Origin of the sequence: Bradyrhizobium ganzhouense (genome assembly GCF_049949285.1) — a bacterium.
In the GTDB taxonomy this organism is placed as follows: Bacteria; Pseudomonadota; Alphaproteobacteria; order Rhizobiales; family Xanthobacteraceae; genus Bradyrhizobium; species Bradyrhizobium ganzhouense.
In genome coordinates this window covers 6,824,167-6,844,782 of the sequence record NZ_CP181318.1, presented here as the reverse complement: position 1 = coordinate 6,844,782, position 20,616 = coordinate 6,824,167, and the positions used below count along the sequence as shown (strand labels likewise).

Below are 20,616 nucleotides of genomic sequence, written 5' to 3'. Positions count from 1 at the left end.
CCTCACGCCCGCTGCACGAAACTATCCACGACCTTCTTCTCGCCGGCCTTGTCGAAGGCGATGGTGAGCTTGTTGCCGTCGATCTTGGTGACGCGGCCGTAGCCGAATTTCTGGTGGAAGACGCGGTCGGAGAGCGAGAATTCCGACGTCGTGCCGGTTGATTTGGCGACCAGCTCGCCCTCGATCGTCATCGGCCCGCGGCGGCGCGAGGAGAAGCTGCCGAAATCGGGTCCGGATGACGAAGACGACGAGAAATTCGAGGCCTCTTCCTCGAAGCCGCCACGCCCGCCACCGCCATTGCGTCCGCCGCCGCGGTTGCGGTTGGCCTGGGCGCGCTGCCAGCCCGGCGTCGAATAGGTCGAGCCAAAGGCTTCCATGTCGTCGAAGCGCGAGGCGCCATAGCCGCCGGTGCCGCCCCAGGCCGAGCCGCCCTTGGATTCCGTGATCTCGACATTGGCCGCCGGCAATTCGTCGAGGAAGCGCGACGGGATCGTGGTCGACCAGGTGCCATGGATCCGGCGGTTGGTCGCAAAATAGATTTTCGCGCGCCGCCTCGCCCGCGTCAGGCCGACATGGCCGAGCCGGCGCTCTTCCTCGAGGCCGGCACGGCCCTGTTCGTCCAGCGTGCGCTGGCTCGGGAACAGGCCTTCCTCCCAGCCGGGCAGAAACACGTTGTCGAATTCGAGACCCTTGGCCGAGTGCAGCGTCATCAAGGACACCGCGTCTTCCTCGGCGCCGTTGTCGCGGTCCATCACCAGCGAGATGTGCTCCAAAAACCCTTGCAGGTTCTCGAACTCTTCCATCGAGCGCACGAGCTCTTTCAGGTTCTCCAGCCGGCCGGCGGCATCCGCCGAACGGTCCTTCTGCCACATCTCGGTGTAGCCGCTCTCGTCGAGCACGATCTGGGCGAGGTCGGTGTGCGCGGTAACCTCGCGCTGCGCGCGCCAGCGGTCGAACTGGGCGACGACGTCGCGCAACGACCCGCGCGCCTTCGGCTTCAGCTCATCGGTCTCGATCACCGCGCGCGCCGCCTCGAACAGCGGAATGCGGCGCTTGCGGGCGTGGTCGTGCAGCATCTGCACGGTGGCATCGCCGAGCCCGCGCTTGGGCACGTTGACGATGCGCTCGAAGGCGAGATCGTCGGCGGGCGAGTTGATGACGCGCAAGTACGCCAGCGCATCGCGGATTTCGGCGCGCTCGTAGAAGCGTGGGCCGCCGATGACGCGATAGGGCAGGCCGAGCGTGACAAAACGGTCTTCGAACTCGCGCATCTGGTAGGACGCGCGCACGAGAATGGCGACCTCGTTGAGCTTCTCGCCCTTGCGCTGGATCTGCTCGATCTCCTCGCCGATGCCGCGGGCTTCCTCTTCCGAATCCCACGATCCCGTCACCGTGACCTTCTCGCCGTCCTGGTCTTCGGTGCGCAGCGTCTTGCCGAGCCGGCCTTCGTTATGCGCGATCAGGTGCGATGCGGCCGCGAGGATGTGGCCGGTCGAGCGGTAGTTGCGCTCGAGGCGGATCACCTTGGCGCCGGGAAAGTCGTGCTCGAAGCGCAGGATGTTGTCGACCTCCGCGCCGCGCCAGCCATAGATCGACTGGTCGTCGTCACCAACGCAGCAGATGTTTTTGACGTGGGATGTCTTCTCCTTCTCCCCGCTCATGTCCGCCGAAGCCTTGGCGAAGGCGGATGCGGGGTCGCGACGAGCTTCGCTCGCGCCAGGAGGGGCGGGGTGAGAGGGAGTCTCCACGAGCGCGGTGCTCGGAGAGTCCGCCTCATCCGCATCATTCTGCGATGCGACCTCCCCCCGCACGCGGGGAGAGGTGAGAGAAGGTGCCTGCGACAGCAGCCGTAGCCACAGATACTGCGCGACGTTGGTGTCCTGGTATTCGTCCACCAGGATGAATTTGAAGCGCTGCTGGTACTGACGGAGGATATCCGGATGCTCGCGGAAGATGCGGATGTCCTCGAGCAGCAGGTCGCCGAAATCGGCGGCGTTCAAAATCTTCAGCCGCTCCTGGTAGCTCGCATAGAGCTTGCCGCCCTTGCCGTTGGCGAAGACAGCGGCTTCGCCTGATGGCACCTGCGACGGCGACAGGCCGCGGTTCTTCCAGCCGTCGATCAGCCCGGCCAGCATGCGCGCGGGCCAGCGCTTGTCGTCGATGTTGTCGGCCTGCAGCAGCTGCTTCAGCAGCCGCACCTGGTCGTCGGTGTCGAGCACGGTGAAATTCGACTTGAGCTGCGCCAGCTCCGCATGGGTGCGCAGGATGCGGCCGCCGATGGAGTGGAAGGTGCCGAGCCACGGCATGCCCTCGACGGCCTGGCCGAGCATCTGGCCGAGCCGATGCTTCATCTCGCGCGCGGCCTTGTTGGTGAAGGTCACCGACAGGATCTCGGCGGGGCGCGCGCGGCCCTGGCTCAGGATATGGGCGATGCGGGTGGTCAGCACGCGGGTCTTGCCGGTGCCGGCGCCGGCCAGCACCAGGACCGGGCCATCCAGCGTCTCCACAGCGTCGCGCTGCTCGGGATTGAGCCCGGTCAAATATTTCGGGCCCACGGAGGCGCGCGCACGCGCGGCGATGCCGCCGGCTGCGGGCTGGTGGTCAGGTACGCTGGTGATCTTGCTCGGCTCGGTCATGCGAATCATTGGCCCCACGATGGCACCGCGGGGTGGTGGAAGGGAGCCTTCATAACAGGGATTGGTGGCTATATGGGGTCGCGGGGACGGGTTTTCCACGTGCGCGGCGCGCCGATTTGTTCCCGCGCTCGCTGCGAATTTCCACCTTGCGCGGGCAGGAACCTTCGTTCCCACGTCGAGATTGTCTGGGCAAGTGAGGCGCGCCAGCCGCGCCGATCGCAGACAGTCATTCAAACGGAGGTTCGGATCATGCTTAGCTGGGTTGTGACATTTCTGGTTATCGCGCTGATCGCCGCCATCTTGGGCTTCGGCGGCCTCGCCGGCGCCTCGATCGAAATCGCCAAGATCATCTTCTTTGTCGCGATCGTCCTGTTCCTGGTCTCGGCCGTGGTCGGCCTTGCCCGCGGCCGCAGGATCTAGCGTTATCTCTTCGAGGGCATCGCCACGTTTCGGCCGATGCCCTCGGGCCGCGGCACGGCGCTGTGAGCCTCGACGACGGCCGTGATGCGCTCGCTGATGTCAGGCGGAAACGCCGCCACCTTGCGCGAACCCATGTCGATGTGCAGCGACATGTTCTCGGAAGTTGCCGACAGCCAGCCCTCGGTGGCGTGTCGCAGCTCCTGGAACGTGTGTAGGCGCTTGTCGTCCGCCTCCAGCAACCAGACCGAGACCTGCACGGGATCGCCGAGGTGGATCTCACGAAGATACCGTACGTGACATTCGGCGGTGAAGGTCGAGCCGTTGCGCTCTTTCATGTATCCCGGCCCGATCCCGAGCTGCAGCCACATCTGGTCGATCGCCCGGTCGAACATCACGTTGTAATAGGCCATGTTGAGATGGCCGTTATAGTCGATCCATTGCGGCTCGATCTGCATGATCGAGCTGCGGAACGGTTTAGGCGTAGGGGCGGTGGCGGCACTCTCCGGCATGTCTCATTCCCTGGCTATGCGTCCGGTCGCTTGACTTGACCGGTGAGATGTCCTTTGCCACGGTTTCTTCTCGTCGGGAGGACTTTCCGTGGGTACGACCATCACCAATAATCCGCCGCGGCCGGAGCCGAAAGCCCTGGCGAGCGCGCTGGAGCAGCTTGCCGCACGCTTCGGTAACCGTCTCATCACCTCGCAGGCCGTCCGCGAGCAGCACGGCCATACCACGACATGGATCGTCAACCAGCCGCCGGACGGTGTGGTGATGGCGCAGGAGACTGCCGACATCCAGGATGTGGTGCGGATCTGCGCTCGGAATGGCGTGCCCGTCATTCCCTTCGGCACCGGCACCTCGCTCGAGGGCCAGGTCAACGCGCCCGCCGGCGGCATCTCGATCGATTTGCGCGACATGAATAAGGTGCTCGCGGTACATGCCGAGGATCTCGACTGCGTGATCCAGCCCGGCGTCACCCGCAAGGCGCTCAACGAGCATCTGCGCGACCAGGGCCTGTTCTTCCCGATCGATCCCGGCGCGGACGCCTCACTGGGCGGCATGGCCTCGACGCGCGCCTCGGGCACCAACGCGGTGCGCTACGGCACCATGCGCGACAGCGTGCTGGCGCTGAAAGTCGTGCGCGGCGATGGCGAGATCATCACCACGGGCACGCGTGCGAAGAAGTCCTCGGCCGGCTACGACCTGACGCATCTGTTCGTCGGCGCCGAAGGCACGCTCGGCATCATCTCCGAGCTGACCATTCGGCTGCGCGGCATTCCCGAGACGATCGCGGCGGCCGCGGTGTCGTTCGAGACCGTGCATGGAGCGTGTCAGGCCGTGATCCTGGCGATCCAGACCGGTATTCCCGTGGCGCGCATCGAGTTGCTCAATGCCGCGCAGGTGAAGGCCTGCAATTCCTATTCGAAGCTGACGCTGCCGGAGACGCCGCTGCTGCTGATGGAATTCCACGGCAGCGAGATCGAGGTCGATGCACAGTCGAAGGCGTTCGGCGAGATCGCAAAGGAGTGTGGCGGCGGCGATTTCTCCTGGACCACCAAGCCTGAGGATCGCACAAAGCTGTGGCAGGCGCGGCACGATGCCTATTGGTCCGTCAAGGCGCTGCGGCCCGGCGACAGCATCGGCGTGGTCGCAACCGACGTCTGCGTGCCGATCTCGCGGCTTGCCGATTGCGTCAGCGAGACCGAGGAAGATCTCAAGCGGCTCAACCTGCTGTCGCCGATCGTCGGCCATGTCGGCGACGGCAATTTCCACTGCTCGCTGGTGTGTGACACCAACGACGCGGCCGAGATGGCGCGCGGTGAGGAGTTCATGCACCGCCTCGTCGAGCGCGCGCAGGCAATGGACGGCACCTGCACCGGCGAGCACGGCATCGGCCAGGGCAAGCAGAAATATCTCAAGGCCGAGCTTGGCCCCGAGGCGATCGATGCGATGCGTGCGCTGAAAAAGGCACTCGATCCGCAAAACATCTTCAACCCCGGCAAGATCGTGCCGGAGGCGTAGCGCGCGCCTGCTGTGTCGCAGTCGCGGAACTTTCGGTCACCGCGCAGGTTCCAATTCCTGTCAACTTCCGATGCCTCGATGGCGCGGCTTTGCTGGGAGGATACGATGTTGCGACCGGTCATTGGAATTGCCGTGATGGCGCTCGCCTGCATGCTGGCAGGCTCGGCTCTGGGAAAGGGCGGCGGTGGACATGGCGGGGGGCACGGAGGCGGTCACGGCGGTGGCCATCATGGTGGCGGCCATTTTGGCGGTCATGGCTTCGGGCACGCGCATGGCGGCGGCGGGCATCATGGCGGGGTGCGGTTCGCAACAGGAGTTCGACATGGTGGTCCGAACTTCGGCCAGATCCGCAATGCGGGCGTCCGTCCTGCGAATTTCCGCAACGTGCACTCCAGCGCGTTCCGCAACGGCCGACTGATCAGCAATCCGGCGGCGCGCGCCCAGATCGCAGCCGCGGCCGCACTTGCCGGCTGGCATGGCGCAAGCAGCGGATGGTGGCAACATGCCGGGGGCGGCTATGGTTGGGTCGGACCGTTGTTCTGGCCGTTCGCCTATAACGACCTCTACGACTACACGATCTGGGGCGACGGTCTCGGCTTCTGGGGCTACGGCTATCCGGACATCTATGCCGGCATCTTCGGGCCCTATGGCTATGACGGCCTCTCGGCCTATCTGCCGCAACGGCCGCAGGGACGGCGGCAAGCGAGAGGCTTTGCGCTCGATCAGCTTTGCGGCAGCGACCGCCGCGAGATCGTCGGCCTGCCGATCGACCAGATCGCAGCTGCGGTGCAGCCGACGGAGACGCAAGGTGCAAGCCTCGACGAACTCGGCAATGCCTCGATCCAGGCGGCGGAGATGATCCGCGCGTCCTGTCCGGCGCAGGTTGCGGCGACGGCGCCCGGTCGGCTGGCGGCGATGCAGCAGCGCATCGAGGCGATGGCGAAAGCCGTCGATCTCGTTCAGCCGGCGCTGGACAAATTCTATGGCTCGCTCACGGACGAGCAGAAGGCGCGCTTCAATGCACTGGCCGAAGATCAGCGTCGCGCGACGGCTTCCGGCAATGCCAATGGATCGCTGGTCCAGAATTGCGGTGCGTCTGCTGCGCTCGATTGGCCCGGCGCCGACATCGAGGCGAGGCTTCATCCCAACGACACCCAGCGCGCTGCGCTACAGGTGCTCCAGGACACCAGCGGCAAGGTCAGCGCATCGCTCAAGGCGGCCTGCCAACCCAACGACGTGATGACGCCGCCGTCCCGAATGGCCGCGGTCCGCAAGCGGCTCGACGTAATGCTCGACGGCGTCAAGTCGGTTCGCGCGGCGCTGGAGGATTTTTACGCCACGCTGAACGACGAGCAGAAGGCGCAGTTCGAGGCGATCGGGCCACGTCGGACGTCCTGAGCGTGTCGCGAGCCACGGAAATGTGGCGGAAAAAACCGCCTCGCCGATCCCACGACGGTTCTCTATGCTGGGTGGAGCTGAAGCTCAACAATGGATGGCCGGAACACCACGGGTGGCGAGGCGATGAAGTTGTTCGCAAGGAAGAAGCCGGAGGACATCTGGGACGAAGCGATCGAGGGGCCGCTCGGTGACATCGAAGCCGCCGAGCGCATTCGTGCCATCTGTGAGGCTGCCGCCGCAAGCGCAGCGGGATCCGCGCGCAACGACAAGCGCGAAAATGAGCGCTACGAGCGGGCGGCGAAGGTCGCGATGGAGATCGCGATGAATATCTCAGACGGATTGATGCGCGACGACGCGGTGCATCGCATCGTCGATCTCTGCATGAAGGCTAATGACCTCAAGACCGCGCAGATCCTGTTTCGCGCGATCCATGCAAGCTGGATCCGCGAGGCGGTGCAGCGGGATCATCCGACGCTGGCCTAGTTGGGAAGCTGCCTGTGCTCAACCTATGCATCGTGAGAGCCGGCTGCGACCGAGCCGCTTACTTCCGCCGAATGATCGTCAGCATTTTCCGCACGATGCTCGCGGGTGTCTCGCCGCCGGGGCGATACCAGGTGATCGCCCAGTTCATCGCTCCCAGCAGTGCAAGTCTGAAGATGCGTTGATCAACTCCTGCCGGTAGCTCAAGGTCCGCGATCAGCTCCTTGAAGACGGATTCATAGCTGTCGCGCAAGGTAACGACCGCTTCCGGCAGGCTCGTGACCGAGAGGTGTGAGACCAGTACTGCGGCGAAGCGATTTCTCTCCAGCAAGCCTTGCGCATGCGCGATACAGGCCGCTTCCAGGCGAGCCCAGGGATCTATTTTGCCCTCGATCGCCGCCCTCAATGCGTCACCCGACTGCGATACAGCAAAGGAATAGACGGCGACGAACAACTCCTCCTTGGAGGCAAAGTGATGATACAGCGATCCCGGCAGGATACCGACAGCCGCCGCGATGTCGCGCATTGACGTGTTTTCGTAACCCTTGCTGCCGAACAGTCGGGCGGCCTCGTTGATCAGCACCTGCCGACGATCTTCTGAAAGTTCTTGCTGTTCGTTGTTCTTGCGGGGCCGGTGTCTTGCCTTTGTGGGCTGGGCTTGCGGTGCGGGTCGGGCGCGTCTTTTCGCAATCATTTGATCGGTTCGTGTGCGGGCTAATGCCTCTCTTACCTGACGCGCTGCGCTTCGTCGAGGAGGGTGAGCTTGCCAAACAAACAGTTGTTTGGTAGTCCAATCATGCGAGATCCGACGAACGACCCGGCACCGGGCGGTATGGCTTACCCGGATCAACAAGGAGGGAATATGGGAGCTTGGGAGGTCAAAGGCCCCGCCAAAGGCGCGTGCAAGTCGTGGCGCGACGTCTATCCGGAGCTTGCCGAGCAGGTCGTCAGGATTGCGGCTCCGCGCGGGCGTGGCATCGCTTGGGAAGGCACGGAAATCTGGGCCTATCGCGACCGGCCGCGCAGTATTTCGGAATGCCTGGCCGCCAATGTGGCGCGGTGGCCCGATCGCGAGGCCTATGTCTTCCATCCCAGTGGCGACAGGATGACGTGGGGCGATGTCGGCAGCCAGGTTGACCGCGTTGCCGCACGGCTTCGTCAGGACTTCGGATTCCGGAAGCGTGATCGGCTGTGCCTGCTGACGAGCGGATGCCCGGAGTATGTCATCAGCTACCTTGCAATCATCCAGCTCGGCGGGGTCGCGGTTCCGGTCAACCTCGGTCTGCACGCGGAGGGACTGGCGGCGCAGATCAACAAGGTCGGTGCCAGAGGGCTCGTAGTCTCCTCCGAAGTCTGGAACGGCAAGATCGCCTCGGTGCGAGCCAGCCTCGAGAGCGTGCAGGCCGTGTTCCTCATTGGCGCAGATGCGGCGCCAGGTACGCGCCCCTTCGCCGAGCTAACGCGTGCCGGGACGACGGCCGCCGAACACGAGACCGTCGACGAGTGGGACCTCTGCGCGATCTCGTTCACCTCCGGCACGACCGGGGTGCCGAAGGGCACCATGGCCATGCACATCAACGCGCTCGGCTGCGCCCAGAACGTCGTGATGGCAGCCAGGGAGCTGAATGCTGACGACGTTAATCTCTGTATGCCGCCGCTCTATCACAACACCGCTGTTTACGCGGACTTCCTGCCCGCGCTCCTGAGCGGCGGAAAATGTGTGGTCATGGCGGCATTTTCGCCGCTCGACGCCATCAAGCTCATCGAGGCGGAGCGGGCAACATGGGCGGTTGCGGCGCCGATCATGCTCTGGATGATGATGAACCATCCGGAATTCCGGAACCATGACTGCTCGACTCTCAAGAAGATCATCTTTGGCGGTCATGCGTCCGCGGAGACGTTCATCAATCAGCTCAAGCGGGAGTTCGCGCCCATCGCGATGGTGAATGCGGGCTCGGTCTCGGAAAGCACGGCGCTTGGCTTTGCGCTGCCCACCGAAGATGCGATCCGCAAGATCACGAGTTGCGGCCTGGCAACCCCGAACACCGACATTGCGATCTTCGACGATAACGGCAACGAAATCCTCGAGCCCAATGTCATCGGCGAAGTCGCTTACCGCGGCCAACAGACCAATGCGGGATACTGGGAGGAGCCCGGCAAGACAGCCGAAGTGTTCCGGCGCGACGGCTTCGTCCTGTCTGGTGACTGGGCCAAGATCGATGAGGAAGGCTACCTCTGGCTGCTGGATCGCAAGAAAGATATGATCGTGCGTGGTGGCCAAAACGTCTACTGCATCGAGGTGGAGAACAAGCTGTATCTGCACCCGAAAGTTCTGCGGGCAGCGGTGGTCGGAGTACCCGACCATGTATTCTCGGAACGCCTGAAGGCGGTGGTGGTGCTCAAGCCCGGGCAGAGCGTGACGGTGGAGGAAATCCGCGACCATTGTGCGAAGCATCTGGCGAGATACGAGACCCCCGAGTATGTGGTCTTCGCGACCACTTTGCCGGCCAACGCCGCGGGAAAGACTCTCAAGCGGCCCCTGGTCGACTTCTGGGGCGATACGGTGAGCACGGCACTCGAACGATTTACCGGGTTCTGTCAGAGCATGCCGCCCGGGCTCTTCGACATGCAGCACCTAAAGATCGATGGAGACCCGGCCACGCCGCGGGAAGTGCTCCTGGAGCTCGAAAAGGGCACGGAGAGGGGACGATACATCGCGCGAATTATCGAAGAGCAGGGTGTTTGTGGGCTGACGACGCCAAACGAAGCCCGATTCCGTAAATGAGCCGCTTCACTGCCGCCAGCGTGGCCTTGGCCCGGCGATCGGGCCCGGCGCGTCAAGTTTCCTCGCGCCGAGAGGATAGGGAATTTCCTCAATGTTGAACCTGGATTTCGCTGATCCCAAGACAAATGCCGATCCGTTCCCGCTGTACGCACAACTGCGTCAGCGTGATCCGGTGCATTGGTCGTCTGCCATGAAGGCGTGGGTCATCACGCGCTATGACGACGTGAAGCGCGTGGCCGTGGCCAACACCGGCATCTCCGCCGAGCGATTGGCGCCATTCTTCGCAACCGTGCCTGCTGACAGTCAGGGCAGCTATGCCCATCTAATGACCTATCTCGGCAAGTGGATGGTCTTTCGTGATCCGCCCGAGCACACGCGCCTGCGCCGGCTATTCACCAAGGCCTTCACCTCGCGGTCGGTCAAGCTGCTGGAGCCGAATGTCGAGCAGATCGTCGGGCTCTTGTTCGACGAGATGGAGAAAAAGTCGCGCTCGACAGGAGTGGTCGACTGGATCGCCGATTTCGCTTACCCGCTGCCAGCCACTGTCATGATGGACTTGCTTGGCGTGCCGCGGGAGGACTTGCATCTGGTCAAGGACTGGTCCGATGACATCGCGCTGTTCATCGGAACCTCCCGCGCGACAGCCGACAAATATCTGCGCGCCGAGGCCGGGGCCAAAGCCATGGCGGACTACTTTCGCGGCGTCCTCGCCAAGCGTGTTGCTGATCCGCAGGCCGATATGATCAGTCAGCTCGTGTCGTCGCGCGACGATCGCGAGGCGCTGACCGATGATGAGGTGATCGCGACCTGTATCCTGCTGTTGTTTGCAGGACATGAAACGACGACCAATCTGATCGGCAACGGACTCTATTACACCATGAAGTCGCCGGAGCAATGGAGGCGCCTCAAAGACGAGTCCTCCCTGGTCGAACCGGCTGTGGAGGAATGGTTGAGATACGACGGTCCAAGCGGCGCTTTGGCGCGCGTCGTCACTGCGGACGTCGATTTCGGGGGCAAGCGTCTGTTGCGGGGGCAGCGTCTGTTTGCGTTCATCAATGCCGCCAATCGAGATCCCGAACAGTTTGCGGATGCGGATCGGTTCGATGTCAGCCGATCGCCGAACGCGCATCTGACTTTCGGTCATGGCATTCACTTTTGCCTTGGCGCGCAACTCGCCAGACTCGAGGGGCAGATCGCGCTTCGCTCATTGATCGAGCGCTTTCCTGACATCTCACTGGCGACCGCCGGAGCTCCGGAGTGGAAAGACTCGCTCATTCTCCGGGGCCTGCAGTCGCTCCCCGTGCGTCTGCGCTAATCCGCCTGCCGTATTTGATACTGGTGCAACAGATGATGCCGGAAGTCTACGTTATTGGAACCGCATGTACTTCGTTCGCTAAGAAGCCGCAAACGAGCTTCAAGGCGCTGACGCGCGAGGTCTACCATGCTGTCCTCGCCGATGCAGGGATGGAGGATGGACGCGACATTGCAATGGCGTGGTTCGGAAACTGCGGTATGAGCTCGTTCGGACAGCGCAGCATCCGCGGACAGGTCTGTTTCTCTCCATTGGTGCGGGAGGGCCTGTTTCCCGAGCGAGTCCCGATGATGAACGTCGAAGGTGGCTGTGCCACGGCGTCTCAAGCCTTCCATGGCGCCTGGAAGGACATCGCGTCCGGCGACACGCAGCTTTCGTTGGCCATTGGGGTCGAGAAAACATTCGTTCCGGATGCCCCTGAGCGAACACAGGAGATATTCGACGGCGGCATCGACCAACTGGATCCGAACGAGTGGCTGGCCTATTACGGTGAAGCCGGAAGAGCCTGTGGCAAACCTTTCGTGCCCGGTGAAAAGCGCGGCACGATCTTCATGGATACTTACGCGATGCAGGCGGCGTATCACATGAGGCGTCACGGCACGACGCGACGTCAGATCGCGGCAGGTGCTGCAAAGAATCACGAGCACGGAAGTCTCAATCCGCTTGCGCAATACCGTTTCAGGATGACTGTCGACGAGGTGCTGGCAGATCGGGAGATCAGCTATCCGCTGACCCGAAGCATGTGTGCTCCGATTGGGGATGGAGCGGCGGCAGCTCTTGTTTGTTCGCGAGAATACCTCGCAGCGTTGCCGAGCCGGGTGCGCGAGCGTGCGGTCAAGGTGAGGGCCAGCAGCATGTCAGGCGGAAAATATCGGTCGCTCGACGAGCCCGGATTATCACGCATCGCTGCTGACAAGGCCTACAAGATGGCGGGACTTTCACCGTCAGAAATCGATATAGCGGAAGTGCACGACGCGACATCGTTCTGTGAGATCTATCAGGTCGAGATGCTGAGATTCTGTGCCGACGGACAGGGTGGTGCCTATGTCGCTTCCGGTGCGACCGCGCTGGGTGGAGAACGCCCCATAAACCTCTCCGGCGGGCTCGTTTCCAAGGGGCATCCCGTGGGCGCTACCGGCCTGTCGATGATCCATGAGCTTGTTCTGCAGTTGCGTGGAGAGGCCGGCGAACGACAGGCAAAAAATGTGCGAATCGCGCTCGCAGAGAATGGAGGCGGTGTGATTGGCTTCGACGAGGCGGCCTGCGCGATCACGATACTGGAGAAGTAGATTCGATCAGAGAAGTCATACCCTCCGATGCTCAAAAATAGCACGCTGAAGGCCGCTATTTCGCCAGCTTGCGCACGGCCTCGTCCACGCTGTGGAAGACGTGCTCGCGGGGCAGCGCATCGAACAATTTGAAGCGCTCGAAGGCGTCCTGCGCGCGCACCGATTCCAGCCGCGCCAGCGCGACCGTGACGCCCTGTTCGCGGCATGCCTTGAAGACGTCGAGCAGGATCTGCGCGGCGGTGAAGTCGATCTCGACCATGCCGCTCGCCTCCAGCACCAGCAATTGCGGAGTCGCCGTGCCAAGGACCGTCGTCACGTCGCTGCGGAAGCCGGGCGCATTGAGGAAGGACAGCGGCGCCTGAAGCCCGATCACGGCAACGCCGGCGATGCGCTCGCCGGTGATGTGCGGGTGCGCCGGCCACCAGATCGTGGTGCCCGGCACGCGCTCGAACTCGACGAGCCGCGCGCGCGTGGTGCTCCAGATGCCGTGTAGCAGCGACAACACGATGCCGAGGAACGCGCCCTGCTGGATCGGCAGCGCGATGATCAGCGCGGCGGTGGCGACGATCAGCAGAAACTCGCTGAACGACTGGCGATAGATCGTCACGATCTGCTTGGTGCGGATGATGCGCAGCGCCACGAACAGCAGGATGCCGCCGAGCGCCGCATCCGGAACGTGCTGCAGCAGTCCCGTTCCGAAGGCGAGCAACAACAAGACAATCACCGCAGCCGCAAGGCCCGCAAGCTGCGATTGTCCGCCGGTCTCGGCGACGATGCCGGTGCGCGGCGGACTGGCATTGACCGGAAACGCGCCGAACAGGCCTGACAGCACGCTGCCGGCGCCGGCGCCGAGGAAGTCGCGATCGACATCGGCGGGCTTGTCGGGATCGGACGGGAAGGATCGCGTAGTGGCCGCGGTCTGCACCATCACGACCACTGTGACCACGAAGGCGAGCGGCACCAGCCGCACCCAGAGTTCCGGCGCAAGCGCGGGGAAGGTCGGTCGCGGCAGCGTGCCCGGCACTGTGCCGACGACGTTGACGCCCTTGCTCTCGAGGCCAAGCGCGATCGTGGCCAGCGTCGCGGCGACGAGCCCGATCAGCGCGCCGGGAATCTTTGCGCTGATCTTCTCGCAGATGAAGACCACCGCGAGCACGCCGAAGCCGATGCAAAAGGTGATGGGATTGGTGCGGCCGATCTCGGTTGCGAGCACGCCGATACGATCCAGCGTCGGCCCGCTTGGCGATTCCAGTCCCAGCACGCCCGGCAATTGCGACACGATGATGTGGACGGAGATGCCGGCGAGGAAGCCGACCATCACCGGCATCGACAGGAGGTTGGCGATGCCGCCAAGCCGGAATGCGCCGCTGGCGAGCATCATCGCGCCCACCATCAGGGCCAGCGCGATCGCGAGCCCCTGATATTCGGGTGAGCCGGCCGTGGCGAGCGCCGCAAGCCCGCCGGCAAAGATCGGCGTGATCGTGGAATCGGCGCCGCAGGACAGGAAGCGGTTGCCGCCGAGCAGCGCAAAGCCGAGCGAGCCCGCCATGAAGGCGAAGAAGCCGATCTGCGGCGCGAAGCCACCGAGCCGGGCCGTCGCCATCTGCTCCGGGATCGCAATCGCCGCCAGCGTCAGCCCCGCCATGAGATCGCCGGGCAGGGAATAGGAGGCGAGCGAGCCGAACAGCGGCCATGTTTTTTTGGAGTGAGCGTCTTGCGGCATCGATGCGAAGTCCCCCGGAAAATCTGCGTTGGGCGGCCAGACTACAGCATTTCCAGCTTCGAGGACGGCAGACAGCGAAGGCCCGGCGCCATCAACAGAAATGTCCGCAAGCGAGGCTTGCGGACATTCGTGTCTATCGCAGTGCGGCAACCTCAGTATCTGGTGCCGTGGCCGTAGTCGCCGTGTCCCATCTCGCTGCCACCGCCACCGCCGCGGCCGCCCATGCCCATTCCCATTCCCATTCCCATGCCGATCCCGACACCGATGCCTTGCATGATGGCGGCGGGCGGCGGGCCGGAAGGCGGCGGTGCACGGTCGACGACGACCTCGTCAGGCGGCGGCCGGCGCTTGGGCGGCGTGTCGACGACCTTGCGCTTTGTCGGCGGCGGCGTGTCGTCGACGCGCTTCTTGATGACAGGCGCAACCTTCGGGTTGATCGGCGTCGCCGGCGTTGACGGTGTCGAGCACGGGCAGGTCGGCGCCATCGCGACGGCGACCGGGACCGCAGCGGCCGCGACCGGCAAGACGTAATTGCGGTTCTGCACGCGGAGCAGCAGCCGGCGCGCGGTCGCCGCGAGATCGCTGGTGTCCCAGTTCGCGAGATAGGCCTCGTACGAAGCGCGGGTGTTGATCGCCACCGCGCGGTCCCACGCCAGCATCTGGCGCCGCCGCTCCAGCACCGTGCGCAAGCGCGGCGTTTGGGCGTCCTGCGCGTAGAGCTCGATATAGGCCTGATAGGCGGGCACGGTGTCGTCGGCGATCACGAGTTGATAGGCGGCCCTGGCGTCCTTGCCTTGCAAATCCTTGCGCCAATCCTCGACGCTGCGCGTGGCGCTGGCGAGGGCCATCGAGTTCGCGCCCGGAGCAGGGGGCTGACCGCCGCTGCTATCACCACCGAAGAATTTGAAGTCGGTCGTCAGCGACGAGCTTTCCCACGGGATCTGCCGCCCGTCGGTCGATTGCGCCACCGAGATGCGGATGCGCTTGAACACTTCCTCGATCGGGACGTTCGGTTGCTTGGCGACGGTCAGCGCCGCCGTGGTGTAAGGACTGTCGGCACCGGATCCGTCCTCGGCTTCGGCACCGGGCGAGGTCGAGTACGAGATGAAGGAGCCAGGCGCGCCTGCCTTGGTGTCGACGATCGCGAGTCCGTGGCCGGCGCCGCTCAGTGCCGGGAACGGATTGTTGCGGCAGGCATCGAGCATGAAGATGCGCGCCCGCGTCGGCAGCGCGCCGAGCGTATTGAGCAGGTCGTTCAGCCGCACGCCCTGGAGCGGGATGTCGGCCTCGCGTTTGGGATCGAGATCGACCGGCACGAGATAGTTCTCGCCGTCGATCTGCAGGCCGTGGCCGGCATAGAACACCAGCGCAACCGTGTCGGCGCCGCTGGCGCTCACCTTGCCCGCAAAATCGGAAATCGTCTGGCGCATCTCATTCTGCGACAGGTTCGGTGCCGCTGTGACGTTGAAGCCGGCATTGCCGAGCAGCTCCGCCATGCCCTTGGCGTCGTTGGCGGCGTTGGGCAGTTCCGGCACCGTGCGATAGGCGGACTGGCCGATCACCAGCGCAAGCCGCGCTTCGGCCGCAGCCTGCGTCGGCGCCGTCAATTGCGTGAGTGCGAGTAGGCCGGAGGCAACAATCAAATGACAAAGAACTGGACGGCGCATGGTGTCACCTCCATTTGGAAATGGCGCGAGGATGTCACCTTTTCTAATCGCGCGCCATGACTCTGTCTGTGCGCTATCTCACTCTCTCGCGTGCGGCAAAATGGGGCAGGAGATCTGCCGGAGCCGACGCCTCGAGTCGTGCCTTCAGAACAGTCCGCGGTCCCAGGGCGTAACAGGTGCAAAGCGTGAGGCGAGGAAATCGATGAAGGCACGCACCTTCGCCGGTGGCCGGCGATCGGGCAGGTAGACCGCATGCACCGCGGAGGACTGCATTTCCGGCTGATCGAGCGAAAGCGCGACCAGCGTGCCGGCGCGCAGATCGTCAGCGATGATGAAGGTCGGCTGCCGCGCGAGGCCGAGGCCGGCCAGCGTCGCGGCGCGCAGCGCATCGCCATTGTTGGCGCGCAAGGTGCCGCTGATCTGGATGCGGATCTCGCCGTCGACGCCGAACGGCCATTCCGCGGCGCTGCCCTGTTGCGTGAGCGTGTAGCCGAGGCAATTATGCGCGGCGAGGTCGGCGACGGTGCGCGGCGTGCCGTGCTTTGCCAGATAGGACGGGGCGGCACAGACCACCAGCCGGTTCGGCGCGAGCTTTCGCGCCACCATGCTGGAGTCGCGTAAGCGTCCGATGCGGATCGCGAGGTCCCAGCCTTCCTCGGCGAGATCGACGAGTCGATCGTTGAGGCCCAGCTCGATGGTGACCTCGGGGTAGCGTTCCGAGAAGTCTGCAATGAGCGGCGCAATCTGCCGCGTGCCGAACACGACGGGCACGTTGACCCGCAATAATCCGCGCGGCTCGGCGCGCTCCCGCGCCACCGCGGCATCGGCCGTCTCCATGTCGGCAAGGATCCGCTCGGAGGATTCCAGATAGAGGCGGCCGGCTTCGGTGATCGACAGCCGCCGCGTGGTGCGGTGGAACAGCTTGATGCCGAGCCGTGCCTCCAGCGAGGCCACGTGCTTGGTGACCATGGTCTGCGACAGGCCCATCGCCCGGGCCGCACCGGACAGGCTGCCGTTCGCTGCCACCTTGGCGAAGACTTCAAGGCTGGTCAGCCGGTCGAGCATTCATCTCACTCTATGGGTGTGATCTATATTTCCAGAATAGCTGATTATCATTCTTTTGAGAATAGATCATAGCTGCACCAACAATGGAGACCGCCATGATCGATTCCCGTACCGCTCCCTACGCCGCGCTGGTGCTGCGCGTGACGCTGGGTGTGCTGTTCCTGGCCCATGCCAGCCTGAAATTGTTCGTTTTCACCCCGGCCGGCACGGCAAAATTCTTCGGCAGCCTCGGCTTCCCGCCTGAGCTGGCCTACCTCGTGATGACTGTCGAAGTCCTCAGCGGCATTGCGCTGATCCTCGGCGTCTGGACCCGCTATGCGGCGCTGGCCGGCATCCCGATCCTGCTCGGCGCGATCTTCACCGTGCATGGTGCCGCCGGCTTCTTCTTCACCAACCCGAAGGGCGGCTGGGAATACCCCGCGTTCTGGGCGATCGCGCTGGTCGCGCAGGCGCTGCTCGGCGATGGCGCCTTCGCGCTGCGGCCCTCTCGTGATGTCGAGGCGGCGAATGGACAGTTGAGCGTCGCGTCGTCGCGCTGACATCGTCGCAACATTGAAACGTGAGAGCTGCGGGATCACGGTCCCGCAGCTTTTTGCTGTGTGCCAACGCGCAGTGACCAGCCAAAAGCCCATCAATCTGCGTTCGGCATTGATCCATACCTGAATTGGATCGATCCGCGTCAAACTTGCATAGCCCGCCGTTCGGTCGCGATGCGGCATGATCGAAAACATCGGCAAATGCAGGCATCTCGCTGCAGTCTCTGCCGGCGCGGCTTGCTCTCGTCCCGTCTCCGCCGAGCTGGCCGCAACCCTTGCCTGCCCCGTCGCTTTGGCCATACAGTCCGCGCAACAAGCCGTGGCGACGACCGCGGCCGCGAACAAAAAATACTGGGGAGAGACACCATGACTATCGTGCCCGTCAGCCGTCGCACGTTCATCAAGTCGTCCACGGCCGTGACCGCCGGCCTCGTGCTCTCTCCCGCCATCATCGGCCGCGCCGAAGCCGCGACGCTGAAGCTGAAATGCTCCTCCTCGCTGCCGAACGATCCCAAATTCGCCAACGGCCGCGTCTATTACGACAACCTCGTCAAGAATTTGAAGGGCAACGGGCTCGGCGAGCAGGTCGAGGTCGCCTTCTTCCCGGACAACCAGCTCGGTCAGGAAATCGACGTCATCAATTCGGTGAAGCTCGGCGTCATCGACCTCATGGTGTCGGGCTCGTCGATCTCGGCCAATCTGGTGCCGCTGGTCGGCACCTTCGACCTCGGCTTTCTCTTCTCGAGCTTTCCGCAGCAGACCAAGGCGTTCGACGCCGGTGCCGCCAAGCCGATCGAGGACGCCCTGCTCAAGGGCAGCAACATCCGTATCATCGCCTGGGCCTACAATTTCGGCTCGCGCAGCGTGCTGGCGAGGAAGCCGGTGAAGACACCGGAGGATCTGGCCGGTCTCAAGATCCGCACCCTGCCGAATCCCGTCATCACGGAATGTCTGCGGCTGATGGGTGCGGCCGCGACGCCGCTGGCGTTCGGCGAAATCTACACGGCATTGCAGGCCGGCGTGCTCGATGGCCTCGAGCACGATCCGCCGACGATCCTCGCCAGCAAGTTCTTCGAAACGGCGAAGTTCTACGCCCTGACGCAGCACAATTTCTCGCCGCTCGCAGTCTACTTCAGCGACATGACCTTCACCCGCATGGATCCGAAGCTGCGCGAGGGCTTTCTCGACGCCGCGAAGAAGGCCGCGGTCGACACGCGGGCCCATGGGCTCGCAGTCGAGAAGGAAGCGCTGGCGGCTCTGACCGAGAAGGGCGTGACGGTGGCCGAATGCGATCGCGAGGCGTTCAAGAAGCGCGTGGCGCCGCAGACCGAGAATTTCATCAAGGCGCGCCCGGAGTCCAAGGCCGTCATCGATATCATTCGTTCGACGCAAGCCTGAGATGGCCAAATCCGGGTTGGCGATCACAGAGGCTGTGCCGCTCTCGGGCGGTCGCCGCGGCAGCGTCGCCCTTCTGCTTCGCCTGAGCGACGCGATCGCGGCCATTCTTCTGGCCGCCGATCTCGCGGTCGTCTGCGGCTCCGTGCTGCTGCGCTTCTGCTTCAACGCGCCGGTCGAATGGTCGGATGACGTCGCACGCGGATTGATGGTCGGATCGGCCTTCTTCGGCGCAGCAAGTGCGCTTGCGCGCGGCGAGAATGTCGGTGTGTCCTTCTTCCGCGATCTGCTGGCGTTGCGGCTGCGTACCCTGGTCGACGCCGCCAGCGCCGTGCTCGTCGTGCTGATCTCCGGCTACGTCGCCTATAACGCGATCAAGCTGGGCTCGCTGACGGCGGGACAGACCACCGGCTCCGGCCTGCCTTTGGAGCTGACCTTCTATCCGATGGGCGTCGGCGCGCTGTTCATGACGGTGTTCGCGATCGACCATCTCTGCGCGCGACCGCTGCCTGACATCATGAGAGGCCTTGTTGCGGTCGCCGTCGTGACCGTCCTCTATCTCGCCTGGGACTATCTGTCGCCGTCCTCGGTGCCGTCGGCGGGCGTGCTGATGCTGATCGGCTTCTTCGCCACGCTGTTTGGTGGCTTGCCGATCGGTTTTGCGCTGGCGCTGGCCGCCCTGATCTTTATCTGGGGCGAGGGCGCGCTGCCCGGCGTCATCTTCGCCCAGCAGATGGCGCGTGGCATCGACAATTTCGTGCTGCTCGCGATCCCGTTCTTCATCCTCGTCGGCTACCTCATGGAAGCCAACGGCATGTCGGTGCGCCTGATCGAGCTGCTGCAGCGCGCCGTGGGCCGCATGCGCGGCGGGCTCAACGTCGTGATGGTGGCCTCGATGGTGCTGTTCTCCGGCATCTCGGGTTCGAAGATGGCCGACGTCGCGGCCGTAGGCTCCGTGCTGATCCCCGCGGCGCGCCGCTCGAAGCAGAATCCGGGCAGTGCGGTGGCATTGCTCGCGGCGTCCGCGGTGATGGCGGAGACGATTCCGCCCTGCATCAATCTGATCATTCTGGGTTTTGTAGCGAACCTGTCGATCGGCGGCCTGTTCATGGCAGGGCTGCTGCCGGCGGCGCTGATGGCGGCGGTGCTGATCGCCTTCTCCATCATCTTCGGCAAGACACCGGCGGCCGCCGAGGAGGTCGAGCCGCAGGTGCCGGTCTCGGGCCTATGGAGCGGCGCGATCGCCTCGTTCGGCCTGATCTTCATGATCTTCTTCGGCTTCAAGAGCGGCTTTGCCACGGCAACCGAAATTTCCGCCTTTGCCGTGGCATATGCGCTCATCGTCGGCAGCGTAGTGTTCCGCGAACTCAGCTTCAGATCGGCGACGCATAGTTTCGTTCAGGCGGCGACGCGTGCGGGGCTGGTGCTGTTCATCGTCGCCGCCGCGCAATCGCTGGCGTTCACGCTGACCTTGCAGCAAGTGCCGCATGCGGTCGGCGACTTCATGCTGGGACTGTCCAAGACGAGCGGCACCTGGCTGTTCATCCTGCTCGCGATCGGCGTGCTGATCGTGATGGGCTCGGTGCTGGAAGGCGCGGCTGCGCTCATCATCTTCGGGCCGTTGCTGTTGCCGGTGGCGGTGCAGCTCGGGATCGATCCCCTGCATTTCGGCGTTGTGCTGGTGATCGCGATGGGCGTCGGCCTGTTCGCGCCGCCGCTCGGGCTTGGGCTCTACGGCGCCTGCCTGATCGGCAATGTGCCGATCGAGCAGACGGTGAAGCCGATCCTGGGCTATCTCGGCCTGTTGTTCCTTTGCCTGCTCGTCATCGCCTTCGTGCCATGGCTGAGCACTGCCTTGCCGCGCGCATTCGGCTACTGAAGGGAGTGT

Annotated in this window: 16 protein-coding genes; 10 read left to right on the top strand and 6 right to left on the bottom strand. The window is 64.1% G+C overall.

Going from position 1 to position 20,616, the window contains the following annotated elements; translation table 11 throughout:
- Window positions 1-2 precede the first annotated feature (2 nt).
- Window positions 3-2,645 (bottom strand): UvrD-helicase domain-containing protein, encoded by a 2,643-nt coding sequence (locus ACLFLU_RS31720; RefSeq protein WP_426408650.1) that lies wholly within the window; start codon window positions 2,643-2,645, stop codon window positions 3-5.
- A 240-nt stretch (window positions 2,646-2,885) separates the two neighbouring features.
- Here ACLFLU_RS31720 and ACLFLU_RS31715 point away from each other — a divergent pair, with 240 nt between their 5' ends.
- Entirely contained in the window at window positions 2,886-3,056 is a 171-nt protein-coding gene (locus tag ACLFLU_RS31715; protein ID WP_148775805.1) for a DUF1328 domain-containing protein, read from the top strand.
- A 2-nt stretch (window positions 3,057-3,058) separates the two neighbouring features.
- On the opposite strand, the gene ACLFLU_RS31710 is transcribed toward ACLFLU_RS31715, so the two are convergent.
- A complete protein-coding gene (locus ACLFLU_RS31710; RefSeq protein WP_426408649.1) occupies window positions 3,059-3,565 on the bottom strand; it encodes a thioesterase family protein in 507 nt (168 codons plus the stop codon).
- An 88-nt stretch (window positions 3,566-3,653) separates the two neighbouring features.
- Between ACLFLU_RS31710 and ACLFLU_RS31705 the strand changes: the two genes are divergently transcribed.
- From ACLFLU_RS31705 to ACLFLU_RS31695, 3 genes are all read left to right on the top strand, one after another.
- Window positions 3,654-5,078 carry an FAD-binding oxidoreductase gene (locus ACLFLU_RS31705; RefSeq protein ID WP_426408648.1) on the top strand — a complete coding sequence of 475 codons (1,425 nt, stop codon included), beginning with the start codon at window positions 3,654-3,656 and terminating at the stop codon, window positions 5,076-5,078.
- 105 nt (window positions 5,079-5,183) lie between these two features.
- A complete protein-coding gene (locus tag ACLFLU_RS31700; RefSeq protein ID WP_426408647.1) occupies window positions 5,184-6,476 on the top strand; it encodes a Spy/CpxP family protein refolding chaperone in 1,293 nt (430 codons plus the stop codon).
- 123 nt (window positions 6,477-6,599) lie between these two features.
- Window positions 6,600-6,959: a hypothetical protein gene (locus ACLFLU_RS31695; RefSeq protein ID WP_426414116.1), complete on the top strand. Its 360-nt coding sequence runs from the start codon at window positions 6,600-6,602 to the stop codon at window positions 6,957-6,959.
- 58 nt (window positions 6,960-7,017) lie between these two features.
- Here ACLFLU_RS31695 and ACLFLU_RS31690 read toward each other — a convergent pair whose 3' ends face one another.
- Window positions 7,018-7,650, bottom strand: a complete 633-nt coding sequence (locus ACLFLU_RS31690; protein ID WP_426408646.1) for a TetR/AcrR family transcriptional regulator — start codon at window positions 7,648-7,650, stop codon at window positions 7,018-7,020.
- A gap of 69 nt (window positions 7,651-7,719) precedes the next feature.
- On the opposite strand from ACLFLU_RS31690, the gene ACLFLU_RS31685 reads away from it, so the two are divergent.
- The 3 genes from ACLFLU_RS31685 to ACLFLU_RS31675 all read left to right on the top strand — a co-directional run bounded on the left by ACLFLU_RS31685 (window position 7,720) and on the right by ACLFLU_RS31675 (window position 12,342).
- On the top strand, window positions 7,720-9,741 hold the full coding sequence (locus ACLFLU_RS31685) for a class I adenylate-forming enzyme family protein (protein WP_426408645.1): 2,022 nt from the start codon (window positions 7,720-7,722) through the stop codon (window positions 9,739-9,741).
- A gap of 91 nt (window positions 9,742-9,832) precedes the next feature.
- Complete coding sequence (locus ACLFLU_RS31680; RefSeq protein ID WP_426408644.1) at window positions 9,833-11,056, top strand: cytochrome P450; 1,224 nt, start codon at window positions 9,833-9,835, stop codon at window positions 11,054-11,056.
- 32 nt (window positions 11,057-11,088) lie between these two features.
- On the top strand, window positions 11,089-12,342 hold the full coding sequence (locus ACLFLU_RS31675) for a thiolase family protein (RefSeq protein WP_426408643.1): 1,254 nt from the start codon (window positions 11,089-11,091) through the stop codon (window positions 12,340-12,342).
- Between the two features lie 55 nt (window positions 12,343-12,397).
- Here ACLFLU_RS31675 and ACLFLU_RS31670 read toward each other — a convergent pair whose 3' ends face one another.
- From ACLFLU_RS31670 to ACLFLU_RS31660, 3 genes are all read right to left on the bottom strand, one after another.
- Window positions 12,398-14,065 carry a SulP family inorganic anion transporter gene (locus tag ACLFLU_RS31670; protein ID WP_426408642.1) on the bottom strand — a complete coding sequence of 556 codons (1,668 nt, stop codon included), beginning with the start codon at window positions 14,063-14,065 and terminating at the stop codon, window positions 12,398-12,400.
- Between the two features lie 152 nt (window positions 14,066-14,217).
- Window positions 14,218-15,732: a caspase family protein gene (locus ACLFLU_RS31665; RefSeq protein WP_426408641.1), complete on the bottom strand. Its 1,515-nt coding sequence runs from the start codon at window positions 15,730-15,732 to the stop codon at window positions 14,218-14,220.
- Window positions 15,733-15,876: 144 nt separating this feature from the next.
- Window positions 15,877-16,797, bottom strand: coding sequence for a LysR substrate-binding domain-containing protein (locus tag ACLFLU_RS31660; protein ID WP_426408640.1), 921 nt, complete (start codon window positions 16,795-16,797; stop codon window positions 15,877-15,879).
- A 95-nt stretch (window positions 16,798-16,892) separates the two neighbouring features.
- Between ACLFLU_RS31660 and ACLFLU_RS31655 the strand changes: the two genes are divergently transcribed.
- The 3 genes from ACLFLU_RS31655 to ACLFLU_RS31645 all read left to right on the top strand — a co-directional run bounded on the left by ACLFLU_RS31655 (window position 16,893) and on the right by ACLFLU_RS31645 (window position 20,607).
- Window positions 16,893-17,336, top strand: a complete 444-nt coding sequence (locus ACLFLU_RS31655) for a DoxX family protein (protein WP_426408639.1) — start codon at window positions 16,893-16,895, stop codon at window positions 17,334-17,336.
- A gap of 363 nt (window positions 17,337-17,699) precedes the next feature.
- Entirely contained in the window at window positions 17,700-18,731 is a 1,032-nt protein-coding gene (locus ACLFLU_RS31650) for a TRAP transporter substrate-binding protein (RefSeq protein ID WP_426408638.1), read from the top strand.
- A gap of 1 nt (window position 18,732) precedes the next feature.
- Window positions 18,733-20,607 carry a TRAP transporter large permease subunit gene (locus ACLFLU_RS31645; protein WP_426408637.1) on the top strand — a complete coding sequence of 625 codons (1,875 nt, stop codon included), beginning with the start codon at window positions 18,733-18,735 and terminating at the stop codon, window positions 20,605-20,607.
- The last annotated feature ends 9 nt before the right edge of the window (window positions 20,608-20,616 follow it).

Excerpts from the sequence above, each read along its gene's own strand:
- ACLFLU_RS31720 (WP_426408650.1), bottom strand. The coding sequence starts at position 2,645 with ATGATTCGCATGACCGAGCCGAGCAAGATCACCAGCGTACCTGACCAC.
- ACLFLU_RS31715 (WP_148775805.1), top strand. The coding sequence starts at position 2,886 with ATGCTTAGCTGGGTTGTGACATTTCTGGTTATCGCGCTGATCGCCGCC.
- ACLFLU_RS31710 (WP_426408649.1), bottom strand. The coding sequence starts at position 3,565 with ATGCCGGAGAGTGCCGCCACCGCCCCTACGCCTAAACCGTTCCGCAGC.
- ACLFLU_RS31700 (WP_426408647.1), top strand. The coding sequence starts at position 5,184 with ATGTTGCGACCGGTCATTGGAATTGCCGTGATGGCGCTCGCCTGCATG.
- ACLFLU_RS31695 (WP_426414116.1), top strand. The coding sequence starts at position 6,600 with ATGAAGTTGTTCGCAAGGAAGAAGCCGGAGGACATCTGGGACGAAGCG.
- ACLFLU_RS31690 (WP_426408646.1), bottom strand. The coding sequence starts at position 7,650 with ATGATTGCGAAAAGACGCGCCCGACCCGCACCGCAAGCCCAGCCCACA.
- ACLFLU_RS31680 (WP_426408644.1), top strand. The coding sequence starts at position 9,833 with ATGTTGAACCTGGATTTCGCTGATCCCAAGACAAATGCCGATCCGTTC.
- ACLFLU_RS31675 (WP_426408643.1), top strand. The coding sequence starts at position 11,089 with ATGATGCCGGAAGTCTACGTTATTGGAACCGCATGTACTTCGTTCGCT.
- ACLFLU_RS31670 (WP_426408642.1), bottom strand. The coding sequence starts at position 14,065 with ATGCCGCAAGACGCTCACTCCAAAAAAACATGGCCGCTGTTCGGCTCG.
- ACLFLU_RS31665 (WP_426408641.1), bottom strand. The coding sequence starts at position 15,732 with ATGCGCCGTCCAGTTCTTTGTCATTTGATTGTTGCCTCCGGCCTACTC.
- ACLFLU_RS31660 (WP_426408640.1), bottom strand. The coding sequence starts at position 16,797 with ATGCTCGACCGGCTGACCAGCCTTGAAGTCTTCGCCAAGGTGGCAGCG.
- ACLFLU_RS31655 (WP_426408639.1), top strand. The coding sequence starts at position 16,893 with ATGATCGATTCCCGTACCGCTCCCTACGCCGCGCTGGTGCTGCGCGTG.
- ACLFLU_RS31650 (WP_426408638.1), top strand. The coding sequence starts at position 17,700 with ATGACTATCGTGCCCGTCAGCCGTCGCACGTTCATCAAGTCGTCCACG.
- ACLFLU_RS31645 (WP_426408637.1), top strand. The coding sequence starts at position 18,733 with ATGGCCAAATCCGGGTTGGCGATCACAGAGGCTGTGCCGCTCTCGGGC.